Source organism: Leisingera coralii, assembly GCF_049056525.1.
In the GTDB taxonomy this organism is placed as follows: domain Bacteria; phylum Pseudomonadota; class Alphaproteobacteria; order Rhodobacterales; family Rhodobacteraceae; genus Leisingera; species Leisingera coralii.
Genome location: NZ_JBHUPT010000048.1, coordinates 44,707 through 62,018 on the forward strand (window position 1 = coordinate 44,707; position 17,312 = coordinate 62,018).

16 protein-coding genes are annotated in these 17,312 nt (G+C 65.2%); 6 read left to right on the plus strand and 10 right to left on the minus strand.

Features of this window, described 5'->3' with window-relative positions:
- Position 1: 1 nt before the first annotated feature.
- From ACFMBG_RS15765 to acs, 6 genes are all read right to left on the minus strand, one after another.
- Positions 2–520 carry an RNA-dependent RNA polymerase family protein gene (locus ACFMBG_RS15765; protein ID WP_421055651.1) on the minus strand — a complete coding sequence of 173 codons (519 nt, stop codon included), beginning with the start codon at positions 518–520 and terminating at the stop codon, positions 2–4.
- A gap of 85 nt (positions 521–605) precedes the next feature.
- The gene (locus ACFMBG_RS15770) at positions 606–2,429 is read right to left on the minus strand and encodes a DUF294 nucleotidyltransferase-like domain-containing protein (protein WP_421055652.1); all 1,824 of its coding nucleotides are present in this window, start codon (positions 2,427–2,429) and stop codon (positions 606–608) included.
- A 230-nt stretch (positions 2,430–2,659) separates the two neighbouring features.
- Complete coding sequence (locus ACFMBG_RS15775) at positions 2,660–4,444, minus strand: sodium:solute symporter family protein (RefSeq protein ID WP_421055653.1); 1,785 nt, start codon at positions 4,442–4,444, stop codon at positions 2,660–2,662.
- A 1-nt stretch (position 4,445) separates the two neighbouring features.
- A complete protein-coding gene (locus ACFMBG_RS15780) occupies positions 4,446–4,730 on the minus strand; it encodes a DUF4212 domain-containing protein (protein ID WP_058287156.1) in 285 nt (94 codons plus the stop codon).
- A 184-nt stretch (positions 4,731–4,914) separates the two neighbouring features.
- Positions 4,915–5,598 carry an adenylate kinase gene (locus ACFMBG_RS15785; RefSeq protein ID WP_421055654.1) on the minus strand — a complete coding sequence of 228 codons (684 nt, stop codon included), beginning with the start codon at positions 5,596–5,598 and terminating at the stop codon, positions 4,915–4,917.
- A 7-nt stretch (positions 5,599–5,605) separates the two neighbouring features.
- Entirely contained in the window at positions 5,606–7,567 is a 1,962-nt protein-coding gene (acs, locus tag ACFMBG_RS15790; RefSeq protein WP_421055655.1) for an acetate--CoA ligase, read from the minus strand.
- 502 nt (positions 7,568–8,069) lie between these two features.
- On the opposite strand from acs, the gene ACFMBG_RS15795 reads away from it, so the two are divergent.
- The 6 genes from ACFMBG_RS15795 (at position 8,070) to ACFMBG_RS15820 (ending at position 14,248) form a co-directional block, all read left to right on the plus strand.
- A complete protein-coding gene (locus tag ACFMBG_RS15795) occupies positions 8,070–9,086 on the plus strand; it encodes a C4-dicarboxylate TRAP transporter substrate-binding protein (RefSeq protein WP_421055656.1) in 1,017 nt (338 codons plus the stop codon).
- A gap of 81 nt (positions 9,087–9,167) precedes the next feature.
- Positions 9,168–9,833 carry a TRAP transporter small permease subunit gene (locus ACFMBG_RS15800; RefSeq protein WP_421055657.1) on the plus strand — a complete coding sequence of 222 codons (666 nt, stop codon included), beginning with the start codon at positions 9,168–9,170 and terminating at the stop codon, positions 9,831–9,833.
- 5 nt (positions 9,834–9,838) lie between these two features.
- Entirely contained in the window at positions 9,839–11,242 is a 1,404-nt protein-coding gene (locus tag ACFMBG_RS15805; RefSeq protein ID WP_421055658.1) for a TRAP transporter large permease, read from the plus strand.
- Between the two features lie 255 nt (positions 11,243–11,497).
- A complete protein-coding gene (gene dusA / locus ACFMBG_RS15810) occupies positions 11,498–12,499 on the plus strand; it encodes a tRNA dihydrouridine(20/20a) synthase DusA (RefSeq protein WP_421055659.1) in 1,002 nt (333 codons plus the stop codon).
- A gap of 86 nt (positions 12,500–12,585) precedes the next feature.
- A complete protein-coding gene (locus ACFMBG_RS15815; protein ID WP_421055660.1) occupies positions 12,586–13,440 on the plus strand; it encodes a sulfite exporter TauE/SafE family protein in 855 nt (284 codons plus the stop codon).
- Positions 13,441–13,450: 10 nt separating this feature from the next.
- A complete protein-coding gene (locus ACFMBG_RS15820) occupies positions 13,451–14,248 on the plus strand; it encodes a phytanoyl-CoA dioxygenase family protein (RefSeq protein ID WP_421055713.1) in 798 nt (265 codons plus the stop codon).
- 90 nt (positions 14,249–14,338) lie between these two features.
- Here the strand turns inward: ACFMBG_RS15820 and ACFMBG_RS15825 are convergent, their stop codons facing one another.
- The 4 genes from ACFMBG_RS15825 to ccmI all read right to left on the minus strand — a co-directional run bounded on the left by ACFMBG_RS15825 (position 14,339) and on the right by ccmI (position 17,200).
- Positions 14,339–15,010 (minus strand): DUF6630 family protein, encoded by a 672-nt coding sequence (locus ACFMBG_RS15825; RefSeq protein WP_421055661.1) that lies wholly within the window; start codon positions 15,008–15,010, stop codon positions 14,339–14,341.
- A gap of 244 nt (positions 15,011–15,254) precedes the next feature.
- Positions 15,255–15,488 (minus strand): DUF1289 domain-containing protein, encoded by a 234-nt coding sequence (locus ACFMBG_RS15830; RefSeq protein ID WP_039169861.1) that lies wholly within the window; start codon positions 15,486–15,488, stop codon positions 15,255–15,257.
- 3 nt (positions 15,489–15,491) lie between these two features.
- Positions 15,492–15,965: a Holliday junction resolvase RuvX gene (gene ruvX / locus ACFMBG_RS15835; RefSeq protein ID WP_421055662.1), complete on the minus strand. Its 474-nt coding sequence runs from the start codon at positions 15,963–15,965 to the stop codon at positions 15,492–15,494.
- A complete protein-coding gene (gene ccmI, locus ACFMBG_RS15840; protein WP_421055663.1) occupies positions 15,962–17,200 on the minus strand; it encodes a c-type cytochrome biogenesis protein CcmI in 1,239 nt (412 codons plus the stop codon). The genes ruvX and ccmI overlap by 4 nt, the downstream gene beginning before the upstream one ends.
- Positions 17,201–17,312: the final 112 nt, after the last annotated feature.

The window sequence follows — 17,312 nt, forward strand, 5'->3', positions numbered from 1 at the left end:
GCTACCCCTCGCAGGCTGCGTTCAGGAGGGCGTCGTCCGCTTCACCGGCGACCCAGTCCAATCCCTGGGGCAGGCCGCTGCCGGAAAACGCCGCGGTGCCCGCCGCCAGGGCCCGGCGCCATTTGCCGCAATCCAGCACCGCGGGCTGCTTGCTGACCGGCGCCCAGCGGCCGAAGAAATAGATGTCGGCCAGATAGACCTGCGGGTGCGCCGGGTGGCTTTTCATCGTGGCGGTGTCGACAGCGGCAAAACGGTCCACATAAGGCACAACCTGGGTCCAGGGCCGGTAGAGGCTGCGGTTCTCGACGGTTTCCGCCACCACCAGGCCTTCGGGCAGGGCTGCCTTGGTGCGCGCGTACCAGCCGTATTCCGAGGCGATGGTGACGCCGATCATCGCCAGGCCCGCCGCCACCGGCGCCATCCAGCGCGGCAGCCGGCCCTTGAGCGTCCGGTTCAGCAGCATCACCACGCCGGCCGCGGCAATGCCCGCAAAAATCACCGCAATCAGTTCCAGAAACATTCGCTCTCCCTGCAGGCCTCCGGCCTTTTCATCTTTCTCAAAATACTCGCGCCGCAGGCTCCCGCACGCTCCGCAAGCGCAGCCGTCAGCTCAGCATTCCCTTACCGTGGCCAACCGCCGATTGCATTGTTTTTACCACAACAAAGGCGTCGCGCAGATGGCTTCGTTCAAAATCCGACAGATCCGAGGGCGCCAGATAGTTGTCCGGCGCCTGGCCGCCGCGGATCTGCGCCGCCTGATGCTCCAGCCGGGTCTGGGCGATCAGGTCGTAAGCGTCCATAAGGTCCCGCGCGCCGGAGGGGCTGAGCACGCCCGCGGCCTCCGCCGCTTCCAGCCGGGCGCGGGTGTTGACCCCGGCCAGCTGGCCTTGCAGCGCATAGACCCGGCCCAGGTCCACCACCGGCACCACGCCGTTGTGCTTCATGTCCAGCGTGTTGCGGTGCTCGCCCGAGCGGATGGTGGCCAGCCCGCGCAACAGGCCCAGCGGCGGCGTGTGCTTCAGCGAGTTGGCGATCATGTGGGCGGTGAAGATCGAGTTGGCGCTGGCGGCCTTCAGGGTTTCCTGCTGCAGGTTTGCGAACAGCGCCGCATCGCCGCCGATGGGGCGCAGGTCGAACATCACCGAGGCCAGCATCTGCGCCTCCGGGTCCGGCTTGGCGATCCAGCCGCGGAAATAGCCGCGCCAGACCTGCAGCGGCTGCCGCCAGCGGGGATTGGAGGCCATCATGTCGCCGGGGCAGTAGACATAGCCGCAGGTGTTGAGCCCGTCGCAGACGAACTTGGCGAGCTGCTCGAAATAGGGTTCGTCGCCGGGGGCCAGATCGTCGGACAGGATCAGGCAGTTGTCCTGATCGGAGACGCCGGTCTGCTCGCGCCGCCCTTGCGAGCCGCAGGCGAGCCAGAGGTAGGGCACGGGGGGCGGGCCTAGCGTTTCTTCCGCCAGTGCCAGCAGACGGCGGGTGGCGGTGTCGGCGATGTCGGTGATCAGGCGGGTGACCACCTCGTGCCGGTTGCCGCCGGCCACCAGCTGCACCAGCAGGCGGGGGATTTCGGCGGTGACCTTGGCCATTTCCTCAGCTGACCCGGCGCGGGCGATGCTGGAGACCATCTCGCCTGAGCTGACCGCCTGGAAGCGGGTGAGGTCGGTCTGGGTGACGATGCCGGCCAGCCGCCCGGCCTCCACCACCGGGATGTGGCCGATGCCGTGCTCCATCATCATGTGCAGCACGTCGGAGCCGATGGCGGAGGGCGCCAGGGTCAGCGGGTCCGGGGTCATCACGTTGCAGACCGGGGTGGAGACCGGCTTGCCCTCGGCCAGGATCCTGGCGGTCAGGTCGCGGGTGGTGAGGATGCCTTGCAGGCTGTCCCCGTCGGTCACGCAGACCGAGGAGATGCGGCGCTCCCGCATCAGCTGCGCCGCGCCCTGGCAGGTGAGGCCGCCGGAACAGGTGACGGGATCGCGCGCCATGATGGTTGCAACGCGGGTGGTGGCTAGGCCGCCGGCATCCCGGCTGCCGGGGCGGCGGCGGTCGAAGAACTTGGCGACCTTCGGCTGGCTGGCCATCAGGCCGTGGAAGTCCGCCTTGGGCAGCAGCAGCAGCAGGGTGTCAGCGGTGGCCTGGGACGAGGTCGCCGCCCGGCCGCCGCGGGTCAGCCCGCGCTCGCCAAAGGAATTGCGGGGGCCGAGGATGGAGACGGGGATGCCGTTTTCGTCGGTCACTTCCACCTCGCCGGTGTGGACCAGGTAGAGCCCCTGCAGCTCCTCGTTCAGCGCATAGACGGGGTCGCCTGCGGCGGCCTCGATCAGGCGGAACTTCGGCGCCAGTGCTTGCAGCAGCGCCGGTTCCAGGCTGTCGTAGGGGTGGACCGAGGTCAGGAAGCGGAGCAGCGCGGCGTCAGATAGGGGCATTTGCTTGTGTCCTCTCGAACTGTCTTTCCCGGGCCGCAGGCCCGGATTGCCCCCGGCCCGCCCCCCAGGGCGGGGGCAATTGCCCCCACCCTCGGGCCGGGGGCAATCCTGAGTGTTTTCTAATGACCGCTGTTCCGGGCGTTATAGCAAAAAATGGTCCCGCCGAGTGTGAACCGGACGGGACCATGAGGAAAGAGGCGGGCCGCTGGGAGCAGCCCGCCCAGGGGAGTTTAGTGGTCCTGTGCGGCCCCGGCGCCGCGCGGGATGCGGACGCTTTCCACCAGCTCTTCGATCTCGGCGGGGATCGCCTCGCTCGACTTCGACACGAAGTAGGCCACCGCGAAGTTCACCATTGCGCCAATCGCACCGAAGGAGGTGGATTTGATGGTGCCCAGCAGCGGGTCCGCATCGGTGAAGGAGTTGGTGCCCGGGATGAACAGCCAGCCCTTGTGCAGGAAGATGTAGACCAGGGTCACGATCAGGCCTGCCAGCATGCCGGCCACGGCGCCCTTGTTGTTCACCTTGGTGAAGATGCCCATCATCAGTGCCGGGAAGATCGAGGCTGCGGCCAGGCCGAAGGCCAGTGCAACAGTCTGCGCGGCAAAGCCCGGCGGGTTCAGACCCAGGTAGGTTGCCACACCGATGGCCACGGCCATGGCGATACGGGCCGACAGCAGCTCGCCTTTTTCCGAGATGTTCGGGTTGATCGAGCCCTTGATCAGGTCGTGCGACACAGCCGAGGAGATCGCCAGCAAGAGGCCCGCAGCGGTCGACAGTGCAGCCGCCAGGCCGCCAGCCGCCACCAGGCCGATCACCCAGCCCGGCAGGTTGGCAATCTCAGGATTGGCCAGAACCAGGATGTCGCGGTTGAAGTTGGTCAGCTCATTGCCGGCCCAGCCGTTGGCTTCGGCCACGGCCTGCAGATCGGCGTTCTTGTCGTTGTAGTACTGGATCGCACCGTCGCCGTTCTTGTCTTCCCAGCCCAGAAGGCCGGTCTGCTGCCAGGTCGCCATCCAGTCGTACTTGGGATCTTCTTCGATCTGCTGCACGGTCACGGCGCCGCCTTCGATGCCGCCGTTCGGCCACATCATCTCGGTGATGTTCAGGCGGGCCATGGCGCCAACTGCCGGAGCGGTCAGGTACAGCAGCGCAATGAACACCAGCGCCCAGCCGGCCGACCAGCGGGCATCAGCCACTTTCGGCACGGTGAAGAAGCGCATGATGACGTGGGGCAGGCCCGCGGTGCCGATCATCAGCGACAGGGTGAACAGCACCATGTTGAAGGTGTCGGCGTGATGCGCGGTGTACTCGTTGAAGCCGAGCTCGGTCACGATGGCGTCCAGCTTGGACAGCAGCGGCTCGCCGCTTGCAGCGTGGTCGCCGAACAGGCCCAGGGCCGGGATCGGGTTGCCGGTCAGCTGCAGCGAGATGAAGATGGCCGGGATGGTGTAGGCCATGATCAGCACGCAGTACTGAGCAACCTGGGTGTAGGTCACGCCCTTCATGCCGCCGAACACGGCGTAGGCGAAGACCACACAGGCGCCGATCAGCAGGCCCGCGGTGTTGGAGACCTCCAGGAAGCGGCCGAAGGCCACGCCCACGCCAGTCATCTGGCCGATCACGTAAGTGGTCGACGCCACGATCAGGCAGATCACCGCCACCACGCGCGCGGTCGGGGAGTAGAACCGGTCGCCGATGAATTCGGAGACGGTGAACTTGCCGAACTTGCGCAGGTAGGGGGCCAGCAGCAGTGCCAGCAGAACGTAGCCGCCGGTCCAGCCCATCAGGAAGGTGGAGTTGTCATAGCCGGTGAAGGCAATGAGGCCCGCCATCGAGATGAAGGAGGCTGCCGACATCCAGTCGGCTGCGGTTGCCATGCCGTTGGTGACGGGGTGAACGCCCCGGCCGGCGGCATAGAATTCAGATGTGGAGCCCGCGCGGGCCCAGATCGCGATGCCGATGTAAAGCGCAAAGGACGCGCCCACAAACAGCAGGTTGATGGTAAACTGGTCCATCTTATTCTTCCTCCACGCCGTATTCGCGGTCCAGCTTGTTCATCCGGAACGCGTAGAAAAAGATCAGCCCCAGGAACACCAGGATCGAGCCTTGCTGGGCGAACCAGAAGCCCAGATCGCTGCCGCCGACCTTGATGCCCGAAAGCAGCGGGCGCAGCAGGATGCCGAAGCCGAATGAAACAACAGCCCAGATCACAAGGCTGACTAGAATGATGCGCACGTTCGCCGCCCAATAGCCTTTATCGGCTTCGGCGGTTTTTGCCGCATTTGTGGTTTGATCCGCCATGGCGGCTCCTCCTTCTTCCTCCTGAGCCGCCGCGGGGGACCGGGCAGACTCTCTCCGTTTGCCTGGCTCCGGGTCAGGGCGCGCAGGCATGACTCCTCCGGTCCGCCAAGGCGGTGCCGATGGGTATTCCAATGTCCGGGGGACGGGGTCCTGCCGGGTCAGGGCAGGCCCCGTTTCTTGTTCGTTAGCTGGTGGCCTTGGTCACGATGGCCGCCATGTCCTGGGCGATGTCGTCGATACCGCCCATGGCATCTGTGGTCTGCAGCACGCCCTTGCCGCCGTAGTAGGCAATCAGCGGCGCGGTCTGCGCGTGATAGGCCTCCAGCCGGCTGGCAACGGTTTCCGCGTTGTCATCGGCGCGGCGCTTCATCTCGGTGCCGCCGCATTTGTCGCACTTGCCGGCCTCGGCGGGCTGCTTGAAGCTGTCGTGGTAGCCCTCGCCGCAGCCGCCGCAGGTGTAGCGGCCGGAAATCCGCTCGACCATCGCGGCGTCGTCCACCTCGAGGCTGATCGCCGCGTTGATCTTCTGATTGGTTTCCGCCAGCAGAACGTCCAGCGCCTCGGCCTGCACGGTGGTGCGGGGGAAGCCGTCGAGGATCACGCCCTTGGCGCAATCGGGCTCTGCCAGACGGTCGCGCAGGATGTTGATCACGATCTCGTCGCTGACCAGCTGGCCTGCTTCCATCACCGCCTTGGCGGCGAGGCCGGCGGGCGTGCCCGCGGCAACCGCCTCGCGCAGCAGGTCGCCGGTCGAGAGCTGCACGTAGCCGAATTTTTCCTCCAGCATCCGCGCCTGGGTGCCCTTGCCGGCGCCCGGAGGCCCCAGCAGGATCAGAACGGCGGGACGGGTCATAACTGCCATATTCATCGGTCTATCACCCCTTGTTCGCGCGGTTTTCAATCAGGTCTTCGACCACCGACGGATCGGCGAGGGTCGAGGTATCGCCCAGGGAGCCGAAGTCGTTCTCGGCGATCTTGCGCAGGATGCGGCGCATGATCTTGCCGGAGCGGGTTTTCGGCAGGCCGGGGGCCCACTGGATCACGTCCGGGGAGGCAATCGGGCCGATCTCGGTGCGGACCCAGGTGCGCAGCTCCTTCAGCAGCTCATCCGAAGGCTCGCGGTCGTTCATCAGGGTCACGTAGCAATAGATGCCCTGGCCCTTGATCTCATGCGGGTAGCCGACCACGGCGGCCTCGGCCACTGCGGCGTGGGCGACCAGCGCGCTTTCGACCTCGGCGGTGCCCATGCGGTGGCCGGAGACGTTGATCACGTCGTCGACGCGGCCGGTGATCCAGTAGTCGCCGTCCTCGTCGCGGCGGCAGCCGTCACCGGTGAAGTAGTAGCCTTTGTAGTCGGAGAAATAGGTTTTCTCGAAGCGCTCATGGTCGCCCCAGACGGTGCGCATCTGGCCCGGCCAGCTGTCCTTGATGCACAGCACGCCTTCGACGCCGTTGCCGTCGATCTCGACACCGGACTGCGGGTCCAGAACCACCGGCTGGATGCCGAAGAACGGCTTCATCGCCGCGCCCGGCTTCAGCGTATGCGCGCCCGGCAGCGGGGTCATCAGATGGCCGCCGGTCTCGGTCTGCCACCAGGTGTCGACGATCGGCACGGTGCCTTTGCCAATCACGTTGTGATACCACTCCCAGGCTTCCGGGTTGATCGGTTCACCCACGGTGCCCAGCACCTTGAGATCGCTCAGATCGCAGCTTTCAACCCATTTGTCGCCCTGGCCCATCAGCGCGCGCAGCGCGGTGGGGGCAGTGTAGAACTGGTTCACCTTGTGCTTTTCGCAGACCTGCCAGAAGCGGGAGGCATCGGGGTAGGTCGGCACGCCCTCGAACATCAGGGTGGTGGCGCCATTGGCCAGCGGGCCATAGACGATATAGCTGTGACCGGTCACCCAGCCCACGTCCGCGGTGCACCAGTAGATGTCGCCGTCATGGTAATCAAAGGTGATCTCATGGGTCATCGCGGCATAGGTCAGGTAGCCGCCGGAGGTGTGCACCACGCCCTTGGGCTGGCCGGTGGAGCCGGAGGTGTAGAGGATGAACAGCGGATCCTCGGCGTTCATCTCGGCCGGCTTGCAGTAGTCGTCCGCTTCCAGCGCCATCTCGTTGTAGTCGTAGTCGCGGCCGTCGACCCAGGTGGTCTGGCCGCCGGTGCGCTTGACCACCAGGCATTTCACGCTGTCCTTGGTGTGCAGCAGGGCGGCGTCGGCGTTCGACTTCAGCGGGGTCTTGCGGCCGCCGCGCGGCGCCTCGTCCGCGGTGATGATGACCTTGGCGTCGCAGCCGTTGATGCGGGCGGCCAGGGCGTCGGGGGAGAAACCGGCAAACACGATCGAATGAATGGCGCCGATGCGGGCACAGGCCAGCATGGCATAGGCCGCTTCGGGGATCATCGGGAGATAGATCACCACCCGGTCGCCCTTGCGCACGCCCATCGACTCCAGGATGTTGGCCATCCGGCAGGTGCGGCGGTGCAGCTCCTTGTAGGTGATGTGCTGCGCGTCCTCGTTCGGATCGTCCGGCTCCCAGATGATCGCGGTCTGGTCGCCGCGGGTGTCCAGGTGGCGGTCGATGCAGTTGGCGGAGACGTTCAGGGTGCCGTCGGCATACCAGTTGATCGAGACATTGCCGAAATTGTAGTTCACGTCCTTCACCTGGGTGAAGGGCTTGATCCAGTCGATGCGCTTGCCTTGCTCGCCCCAGAAGGCTTCCGGGTCGTTCAGCGAGGCGTCATACATCTCCTGGTATTTCGCGGCAGTGACATGCGCGCGGGCAACGGTTTCGTCGGATGGCGGATAGACAGCGTCTGCGTGCAGCGCGTTCATTCGGTTTCCTCCCAGAATTTTATTGGCAAGACAAACGACAACGCTGTGCCGTGGCTGTCAAACCGTTTCCTCCTGGGCATTGATAATACCGCAAGCTGAAAATTTGTGAATAAGCGGCGGGTTTTTAAGCATTTCATTGTCAACGAATTTCCCTTCTGAGCGTATACGTGTAAATGTTTTGACAGCCGCAGATGCTGCATTCGGGAAAAACAACAGCTTAGGTGTAAACGGATTTGCGGACAATTTAGGGGTGAAACCGGCGCTGATTGACCAAAGGGCAGCTGAGGCAGCGGATACAGGCGCAGCTGCACTGCGGCATATTGTGCCAGGCCGCCCGGCGGCAGGCCGCGCGGAGGGCACCCGGTGCCCTGAACGCGAGTCGCTGCGTAACGTTTCTGCCGGGGGGTTGGCAGGGCGCGGCCTTGCCGCTAGCCTGTGCGGCAAGCGTCCGCCTGTTGCACGGGCAGCAGGCAAAAAGGGCGCAATCCGGGAGAGTTACATCATGAACAGATTTCTGACTGCCGCTGTGGCGGCGACTGCTGGCGTTGCAATGGCGGGCGAGGCTGCCGCAACTGAGTGGAACGTGTCCCTGTGGGGCAAGCGCCGCGCCTTTACCGAGCATGTGGAGAAACTGGCGGAGCTGGTCTCCGAGAAAACCGGCGGCGAGTTCACCCTGAACATCAGCTATGGCGGCCTTTCCAAGAACAAGGAGAACCTCGACGGCATCTCCATCGGCGCCTTCGAGATGGCGCAGTTCTGTGCGGGCTACCACCGCGACAAGAACCCCTCGATCACCGTGCTGGAGCTGCCGTTCCTGGGTGTGAGCACGCTGGAGGAAGAGGTGGCCGTGTCCCACGCGGTTTACGCCCACCCGGCGGTGGAAGCGGATCTGGCGCGCTGGAACGCCAAGCTGCTGATGACCTCGCCGATGCCGCAGTACAATATCGTCGGCACCGGCGAGCCGCGCGATGAGCTGGGCGAGTTCAAGGACATGCGGGTGCGCGCCACCGGCGGCATCGGCCAGGCGTTTTCCGCCGTGGGCGCGGTGCCGACCTCGGTGACCGCAACCGAAGCCTACAACGCGATGGAATCCGGCGTTGTCGACACCGTTGCCTTTGCCCAGCACGCGCATCTGGCGTTCGGCACCATCAACAAGGCCGACTGGTGGACCGCCAACCTGAATCCCGGCACCGTGAACTGCCCGGTGGTGGTCAACACCGATGCCTATGAGGCCCTCAGCGACGCCGAGCGTGAGGCGCTGGACAGCTCGGTCGCGGAGGCGATTGCCCATTACCTCGACAACTACGGCGCGCTGCTGACCAAATGGGACAGCGTTCTGGAGGAAAAGGGCGTCGAGAAGGTCACCATCTCCGATGAGCAGCTGGCCGAGTTCCGCAAGGTGGCCGCCGATCCGATCCGCGAGCAGTGGATCAAGGACATGAGCGCGCAAGGGCTGCCGGCGCAGGAGCTGTACGACCTGGTGCAGAAGACCCTCAGCGACCACCGCTCGGGCAGCTGAGCCTGACATGATACGGAAGGGCCGGACCGCACAGTTCCGGCCCTTTCTGTCTTTGACGATACTGAAAGATGGGGGCAGGGCATGGCGGCAGGAGCAGCAGTCCTGGAGGACGGCAGCCTGATCAGCAGGCTGGACCGCGGGTTATTGAAGGCGGAGCGATTGCTGGCGCTGCTGAGCGGGATTGCGGTGTTTTCGCTGATGATCCTGGCGGTGGTCTCGGTCGGCGGGCGCAACGCGATGAACGCGCCGCTGCCGGGGTACGTGGACTGGATCGAGCAGATCATGCCGCTGATCGCCTTCATGGGCATCGCCTATGTGCAGCGCGACGGCGGCCACATCCGCATGGACATCTTCATCGGCGCCCTGCGGGGGCGGGCGCTGTGGCTGTTCGAGCTGGTTTCGGTGGTGCTGATCCTGTTGCTGATCCTGGCGCTGGTCTGGGGCAGCTGGTCGCATTTCCTGCGCTCCTTCGACTTTGCCGCGCCGATGTGGAGCCGCGACAGCTCCATCGATATCGGCCTGCCGATCTGGCCCGCCAAGCTGCTGGCGCCGGTGGCCTTTGCGGTGCTGGCGCTGCGGCTGATGCTGCAGATCTGGGGCTATGGCCGCGCATTCGTTTTGGGGCTGGAGGCACCGGTGGCGGTGCCGCTGGTGCAAAGCGCCGCCGAGCAGGCGGCGGCCGAGGCCGAGCAGATGCAGGGCCATGACAGCAGCACTGGCGATAATTCTACTGGCGGGCAGGGGTAAGGCGCATGGAACCCATTGAAATCGGCCTGTGGGTCACGGGCGGCCTGCTGGCAATGGTGGTCCTGGGGATGCGGGTGGCCTTTGCAGCCGGCCTTGCAGGGCTCATCGGCCTCATTTGGATCTTCTGGGCCAAGTTCGGCTATGACCCGGCGCGGTTCGGCAAGGCGCTGACCGTCTCGGTCAAGATTGCGGGGCAGGTGCCGCACTCCAAGGTATCCAGCCAGGCGCTGAGCCTGATCCCCACCTTCATCCTGATCGGCTATCTGGCCTATTACGCGGGGCTGACCCGGGCGCTGTTCACTGCCGCCAAGCGCTGGATCGCCTGGCTGCCGGGCGGGCTGGCGGTCTCCACCGTCTTCGCCACCGCGGGATTTGCGGCGGTGTCGGGCGCAAGCGTGGCAACCTCCGCCGTCTTTGCCCGCATCGCCATCCCGGAGATGCTGGACATCGGCTATAACAAGCGCTTTGCCGCCGGCGTGGTGGCGGCGGGCGGCACGCTTGCCTCGCTGATCCCGCCTTCGGCGATCCTGGTGATCTACGCCATCATCGTCGAGCAGGACGTGGGCAAGCTGCTGCTGGCGGGCTTCATCCCCGGGGCCTTTTCGGCGGTGATCTATGGCCTCTTGATCGTCGGCATTGCGGTGGTCTTCAAATCCGTCGGCCCGCCGGTCAAGGGCTTCACCTGGGGCCAGCGCTTTGCCGCGCTGCCCGGCGCGCTGCCGATCATCCTGGTGGTCGTGATCATCATCTGCTTTGTCTACAACCCCTTTGGCGGCGACGCCTGGGGCACCCCGACCGAAGGCGGCGCCATCGGCGCCTTCATCGTGTTCCTTTACGCGCTGAAGGAAGGCATGAAATGGTCCGAGCTGAAATCGGCGCTGCTGGAGACCGCCAAGCTCACGGTGATGATATTCACCATCATCTGGGGGGTGCTGATCTATGTCCGTTTCCTCGGCTTTGCGGATCTGCCGGGGGCGTTCTCGGACTGGATCACCTCCTTGGAGATGAGCCCGATGGTGATCCTGATCTGCATCCTGCTGGCCTATGCGGTCTTGGGGATGTTCATGGACGCGATCGGAATGCTGCTGCTGACGCTGCCGGTGGTTTACCCGGCGGTGATGGCGCTGAACGGCGGCGAGAGCGTGGCCGCGGCCGACAGCGCCTTTGGCATGAGCGGCACCATGTGCGCGATCTGGTTCGGCATCCTGGTGGTGAAGATGGCCGAGTTCTGCCTGATCACCCCGCCGATCGGGTTGAACTGTTTCGTCGTGGCAGGCGTGCGGCCTGACCTGAGCGTGCAGGATGTGTTCCGCGGCGTGATGCCGTTCTTCGTGGCGGACGCGGTAACCATTGCGCTGCTGGTCGCCTTTCCGGGGATTGTCTTGTACCTGCCGTCCTTGGCTGGGTAGAGGACGGGTGGGGAGAAAGGGCGCTCAGGGCTCACCAAAGCAGATACAGGCGTCAGACCCGCCTTCACATGATCCCTGCCTGCCAGCGCCAGCCGCCGGCCTCAAGCAAAACAGCCGCATCCCCGCCTGCGGGCGGGGCCCCTCGGCGGTTTTGCCTGATCCCGCCGCCTGTCCCCGGCTGCCTGTGCTCACGCGAAGGCGGCTCCGAAGCAGATCGGCTTGGCAGGCGGCGGCGCAGGGCCTATATGGCGCGGCATGAGAGATTTTGCCCCCCTGCACCAAGCCGCGCGGTTAAGCGTGGCGCCGATGATGGACTGGACCGACCGGCACTGCCGCTATCTGCACCGGCTGCTGAGCCGGGAAGCGCTGCTTTATACCGAGATGGTGACCGCGCCGGCGCTGGTGCGCGGCGGGGCGCTGCATTTGCTGGAGTTCAATCCGCAAGAGCACCCGGTGGCGCTGCAGCTGGGCGGCTCCGATCCAAGGGAGCTGGCTGAGGCAGCCCGGCTGGGGGGTGAAGCGGGCTATGATGAGATCAATCTCAACTGCGGCTGCCCCAGCGACCGGGTGCAATCCGGCGCCTTTGGAGCGGTGCTGATGCAAACGCCGGAGCTGGTCGCGGACTGCGTGGCGGCGATGCGCGAGACGGTGGACGTGGAAGTCACTGTCAAATGCCGCATCGGCGTCGATGAGCAGGAGCCGGAGGAGGTGCTGCCGGACTTTCTGGAGAAAATCCGGGCCGCGGGTTGCCGGCGGGTGACCATCCACGCGCGCAAGGCCTGGCTGCAGGGGCTGTCTCCCAAGGAGAACCGGGACATTCCGCCGCTGGATTATGACCTGGTGCACCGGATGAAGGCGGCGTTTCCGGATCTGCATGTCTCGATCAATGGCGGTATTGCCACGCTGGGTGAGGCCAAGGCGCATCTGGACCGCGGCCTGGACGGCGTCATGGTGGGGCGGGCGGCCTATCACCAGCCTGCCGATGTTCTCTGTGCGGCGGACCCGGAGATTTACGGCACCGGCGCGGTGAGTGACGCGGGCGAGGCGGTGCGGCAGATGCTGCCCTATATCGAGGCGCGGCTCAGCGAAGGCGCCAAGCTGAACCAGATCACCCGCCACATGCTGGGGCTGTTTGCGGGCAAGCCGGGGGCGCGGCAGTGGCGGCGGATGCTGTCCGAGGGCGCCTGCCGGGCCGGGGCCGGGCCGGAGCTGGTGCAGGAGGCGCTGGCGCAGGTGGAGAACCGCGCCGCGGCGTGACGGTACGCCTCACACGCTAGTGCCTTGTGCAAGCGGGGAACCACCGCTAACCCTTTGCCGGTGAACCAAAGCCGGAGGTGCCCCGCATGACCGATCCCGCCCTGACCGCAGCCCTGTGGCCGGCGCCTGCCCTGCTGATGCAGATGGCAGCGCTGCTGGTGGTGATCGGAGCCTTTGCAGGCGTTCTGGCCGGCCTCCTGGGAGTTGGCGGGGGCATCGTGCTGGTGCCGGCCTTCTTCTATGCTTTCCAGACGCTTGGCTATGGCGGTGATCAGCTGATGCAGATCTGCCTGGCGACCTCGCTGGCAACGATCATCGTGACCTCGGTGCGCTCTGTCATGAGCCACAACAAGAAAGGCGCGGTGGATTGGGAGATCCTGCGCGGCTGGGGCCTTGGCATCGCGCTCGGCGCCGTGGTTGGCGTGCTGGCGGCCTCGGCCCTGCGCTCCACCGTGCTGCAGGGGGTTTTTGGCGGGCTGGCGCTGGTCATTGGCTGCTACCTGGGGCTGGGCCGGTCGGAGTGGCGGCTGGCCGAAGCCATGCCCAAGGGCGTCAAGCGGCTGGTGCTGTCGCCTGCGGTCGGCTTCCTGTCGGTGCTGATGGGGATTGGCGGCGGAAGTTTCGGGGTGCCGCTGATGACGCTGCACGGGGTGGCGGTGCACCGGGCGGTGGCGACTGCTGCCGGGTTCGGCGTGATCATCGCGGTGCCCTCGGTGGCAGGATTCCTGCTGCTGGAGGTGGACCCCTCCGCGCGGCCGCCGTTCACCATCGGGGCGGTCAATCTGGTGGCGTTCTTCATTGTGATTGCGATGACGCTGATCACCGCGCCCTGGGGGGTGAAGCTGGCCCATGCGATGGATCCGAAGCCCTTGAAGCGGGTGTTCGGGGCCTTCCTGGTGCTGGTGGCGCTCAACATGTTGCGCAAGGCCTTTGGCTACTGAGGGTATGAAGATGCAAGATCCGTTTGCGCAGTATCAGGACAAGGGCTGGGTGCGGTTCGGCCATGATCCGCAGATCGCGGCCTGGGCGGCTGATGCCCTGCCGCACGGGGTGGCCTCGCTGGAGGATCCGGCCTGCGCCGAGTGGTTCCAGTGCGAGCGCACCTGGTTCATTGGGGTGGATGCCTTGCCGAATGATGCGCAGGGCCGGTTGCCCGATGGGCCGCCGCTGGCGGGGGCGCCGATTGAGTTTATCACGCAGAACCTCGGCCCTATTCCGGACCTGCACCGGGCGCAGGTGTCGTCAGTGTTTCCGGGCTATCCGCGGCCGCGCCCGGGCGAGGGCGAGGCCGCCTTCCGCTACCGTGTCAATCGCGATGCGGCGCATGTGGACGGGGTCAAGATATACGGCGGGCACCGCCGCCGGAAGGTGGAGGAGCCGCATGCCTGGGTGCTGGGTATCCCGCTGAATGAAAGCAGCCCGGATGCGGCGCCGCTGTCGGTCTGGGAGGGCAGCCACCGCATCATGCGCCGCGCCTTTGCCGCCGCGTTCGAGGGGGTATCGCCTGCGGACTGGGCGGATGTGGATGTGACCGACGCCTACACGGCAGCCCGCGCCGAGGTGTTCGAGACCTGCCCGCGGATCACGGTGCACGCCAAGCCCGGCGAGTCCTATCTGATGCACCGGCTGTGCCTGCACGGGGTTGCGCCCTGGACTGAGGGGGCTTCCGCGCCGGCAGAGGGCCGCATGATCGCCTATTTCCGCCCGGAGCTGGCGGATTGGACTAGTGGGTGGCTGGCGGAAGGGTAGGTGTCAGCTTCCAGATCTGCGTTCGATGGACGCTAGACTTGCTCCAGCCGGACACGCAGCGTGTCTTAAGCGGCATTTCCTGACCTGAGATCAGAAGTCGAGTGGAAACGGCCTCAGCGACTTCTTTGGGTGAGCGGGATACGTTAGCTCAAAGCCGTGGAAGTTTGCGAGCTTCTTGAATTGCCAATCCGGGTTTTCTATCCGCATTCCTTGGCCAAGGTCTACAAAGCGCCATTTGCCGGCAGTTGCCTTCGGTACCGCAAAGAACGCGTGCTGATCTGACCCGGTATTGATATCCAGGATTTCGAAGCCAACTTGTGACGCCCGAGATTGAGCTGCGAGATACACGAAGCCGACGGCTTCACCGCGTTTCAGCCCTGCCTTGTCCGCTTTCTCAACCAAGTCTTTGCTTTCGTCTTGCGACCACGCGATGCCTGCGCGTTCGAAGATTTCTTCGAACCATTGCACCACTTCTGACGCTTCCTCCGCCCAGTCCACCCTGGCGAGAAGGCCGGATTTTTCCAAGGCGTAGCAGATCACCCCTGCCTTGGGGCAGTAAGTCATCAGATCATGAAAATCCTCATCGCCGGAAGCTTGACCGCTCAGGGCGTTTTCGGCGGCTTCTTTTGCGCGAGGGTTTTCTAAGGAGAGTTCGTAAACCCCCTGAAGCAGAGTTTCTCCCGGAGGAGTGCTTGTCCTCGCTTGAGCCGGCAGGGGATCTGATTTCGAGAATATGTTTAGCAGGCGTTGAAAAAAGTTCATCAAATCGCTTCCGGAATTTGGAGGATTGTCCGCCAGGGAAACAGGCGCTTAAATCTCTTGCAAGAAAATGTTCGAAGCAGCTTCGACCTGTCTTATCCCTCCACCGAGACAAGGCTGGCGCACTTTGATTTCCCGCACCCGAAGTGGATAGGTCAGCAATCCTGCCTGAATGTTTCGCGCGCGAAACATTGGGTCAGCACCTGTTCCGCATGATTGACAGGCGCTTACCTCACCGCGCGCCGCGTTAACTGCGCTTGAGCCTCGCGCCGCGGCCGCCGCGGCGCTTGACCAGTTTGCTGGCGCGGGCAGGCAGGTCGTTCATGATGCCTGCGCGTTCCTCGTTGGTCATTTTCGACCAGTCGCGGATCTCGTCGATGGAGCGGTAGCAGCCGGTGCAGATGCGGGCCTCGGGGTGGACGACGCAGATCTTGATGCAGGGGGACTGGATCTCGTCCCGTTTCCATACGTCGTCAGTCATCATTCACCCGTTCTTCAAATGCCGCATCCGGTCCAATGCGCCTTGCAAGATATAGGAGGCCGCGACGTGGTCGATAACCTCTGCGCGGCGTTTGCGTGTCGTATCTGCCTCAAGAAGCGCTTTTTCTGCCGCCACGGTGCTGAGGCGCTCGTCCCAGAAGCCGATCGGCAGATCGGTCAGTTGCATCAGGTTGCGGGCAAAGGCGCGGGTGGACTGGCAGCGGGGGCCTTCGGTGCCGTCCATGTTGCGGGGCAGGCCCAGCAGGATGCCGCTGATGTCGCGGGCTTGGATGATTTCCATGAGGCGCGCGGCATCCAGCGAGAATTTCTTGCGCTTCACGGTTTCCAGCGGCGTCGCCACCGCACCGATGCGGTCGGAGACGGCAACGCCGATGGTCTTGGTGCCGAGGTCCAGCCCCATCAGCGCGCTCATCGGCGGCAGGGCGGCGGCGAAGTCTTCGAATGCGTCGTGGATCATTCTGCAATCCCTGCCTGGGCGGCGATGGTTTCCAGCAGCGCCAGCGCCTCTGCGTCGGCCTCAAAGGCGCCGCGGGCCTCGTCATAGACGGTGCGGGCGCGGTCGGTTTCGCCCAGCACCGACAGGGCGCCGATCAGGCGGGCCCATTCCTCGGCGCTGCCGCCTTCGGTTGCCAGCCGGTCCGACAGGCGGGTGACCATGCCTCGGATCATTTCCTGCTGCTCTTCGGGGCTGAGTTCGCTGGCGGAGGACATGTCCTCGGCGCTGGGGCCGGGCAGGGCGGGGGCGGTGCCGCCGCCAGGGGTGATGGGCCGGTATTCGACACCGGCGCGGAAGGCCATTTCCTCGATCTGGCCCTGGATGCCCTTGACCCAAGGAGCGTCCGCCGGGCCATCGCGCAGGGTGGCTGCCCATTCGCGGTAGGCGAGGTCCGGGCGGCCGATCTGGCCCAGCATCAGGCCCCAGTAATAACGGGCCGGGCCGTGGGAGGGATCAATGGCGCGCGCTTTCTGCAGATCGGTCTGCGCCTCGGGCGAGACATAGCCGCCGGCCGCCATGATCTTGAGCTCGGCCAGTTCGGTGAAGTCGCGGGCGTTGACCTTGCCCTCGGCCAGGCGGATGTAGCTGGTCTTGGCCTTATAGGCGGCCTTGAAGTTGCCGAGGTTGGCCTCGTGCTGGGCCAGCAGCGCCTGGCCCTGGGCGTCGTTCTCGCGCTCGCCCGCGGTCTTGCGCAGCTGCTCGACCAGTTTGACGTAGCCTTCTTCTACCTGCGGGTTCGTCAGGGCGGGGACTTCGGCCTCGGCCTCAGCCTGGGAGGGGCGGTTTTCGGCGCGCTCGCCCGCCAGCTGGATGCGGGTTTGCAGGCCCAGGTCGCCGTAGCCGGGGGCGCCAAGCTGCCAGTAGAGGGCGAGGGTGCCGCCGGTGATCAGCGCAGCCGTGGCAGTGGCCGAGACCAGCGACAGGGATCTGGGCTGGGCGGGACCGGACTTGCGCTTTTGCAGTTGGGCGTCGGCGGCCAGGATGCGGCGCGAGATCTCGGTGCGGATGCGCTCGGCGTCGCCTTCGTTGATGACGCCGCGGGCCAGGTCCTTGTCGACCTCGCGCAGCTGCTGGCGGTAGACGCGCAGGTCGTAGGCCGCTGCAGGTTCGCCTTGCTCACGGGCGCGAATGATGATCATAGCCAGCAGCAGCGCTGCCGAGAATGCGATAATGGCGGTGACTGTCCAGAAAATCATGCCGTCTCCGAAGTTTGGTTTTCATCTATATGCGGGGGGCGGCGAACAAAAGGGCCAAACTGCCGCGCCAGGCCGGGGGATGCCGCGGGATGCCGCAATGCGTCATCGGCTT

Bases quoted from the DNA above. Each gene is read 5' to 3' on its own strand.
- ACFMBG_RS15830 (WP_039169861.1), bottom strand. From the start codon at position 15,488: ATGACTGACGACGTATGGAAACGGGACGAGATCCAGTCCCCCTGCATC.
- ACFMBG_RS15765 (WP_421055651.1), bottom strand. From the start codon at position 520: ATGTTTCTGGAACTGATTGCGGTGATTTTTGCGGGCATTGCCGCGGCC.
- ACFMBG_RS15825 (WP_421055661.1), bottom strand. From the start codon at position 15,010: ATGAACTTTTTTCAACGCCTGCTAAACATATTCTCGAAATCAGATCCC.
- ACFMBG_RS15780 (WP_058287156.1), bottom strand. From the start codon at position 4,730: ATGGCGGATCAAACCACAAATGCGGCAAAAACCGCCGAAGCCGATAAA.
- ACFMBG_RS15805 (WP_421055658.1), top strand. From the start codon at position 9,839: ATGGAACCCATTGAAATCGGCCTGTGGGTCACGGGCGGCCTGCTGGCA.
- ccmI (WP_421055663.1), bottom strand. From the start codon at position 17,200: ATGATTTTCTGGACAGTCACCGCCATTATCGCATTCTCGGCAGCGCTG.
- ACFMBG_RS15770 (WP_421055652.1), bottom strand. From the start codon at position 2,429: ATGCCCCTATCTGACGCCGCGCTGCTCCGCTTCCTGACCTCGGTCCAC.
- ACFMBG_RS15800 (WP_421055657.1), top strand. From the start codon at position 9,168: ATGGCGGCAGGAGCAGCAGTCCTGGAGGACGGCAGCCTGATCAGCAGG.
- dusA (WP_421055659.1), top strand. From the start codon at position 11,498: ATGAGAGATTTTGCCCCCCTGCACCAAGCCGCGCGGTTAAGCGTGGCG.
- ACFMBG_RS15815 (WP_421055660.1), top strand. From the start codon at position 12,586: ATGACCGATCCCGCCCTGACCGCAGCCCTGTGGCCGGCGCCTGCCCTG.
- acs (WP_421055655.1), bottom strand. From the start codon at position 7,567: ATGAACGCGCTGCACGCAGACGCTGTCTATCCGCCATCCGACGAAACC.
- ACFMBG_RS15775 (WP_421055653.1), bottom strand. From the start codon at position 4,444: ATGGACCAGTTTACCATCAACCTGCTGTTTGTGGGCGCGTCCTTTGCG.
- ACFMBG_RS15785 (WP_421055654.1), bottom strand. From the start codon at position 5,598: ATGAATATGGCAGTTATGACCCGTCCCGCCGTTCTGATCCTGCTGGGG.
- ACFMBG_RS15820 (WP_421055713.1), top strand. From the start codon at position 13,451: ATGCAAGATCCGTTTGCGCAGTATCAGGACAAGGGCTGGGTGCGGTTC.
- ACFMBG_RS15795 (WP_421055656.1), top strand. From the start codon at position 8,070: ATGAACAGATTTCTGACTGCCGCTGTGGCGGCGACTGCTGGCGTTGCA.
- ruvX (WP_421055662.1), bottom strand. From the start codon at position 15,965: ATGATCCACGACGCATTCGAAGACTTCGCCGCCGCCCTGCCGCCGATG.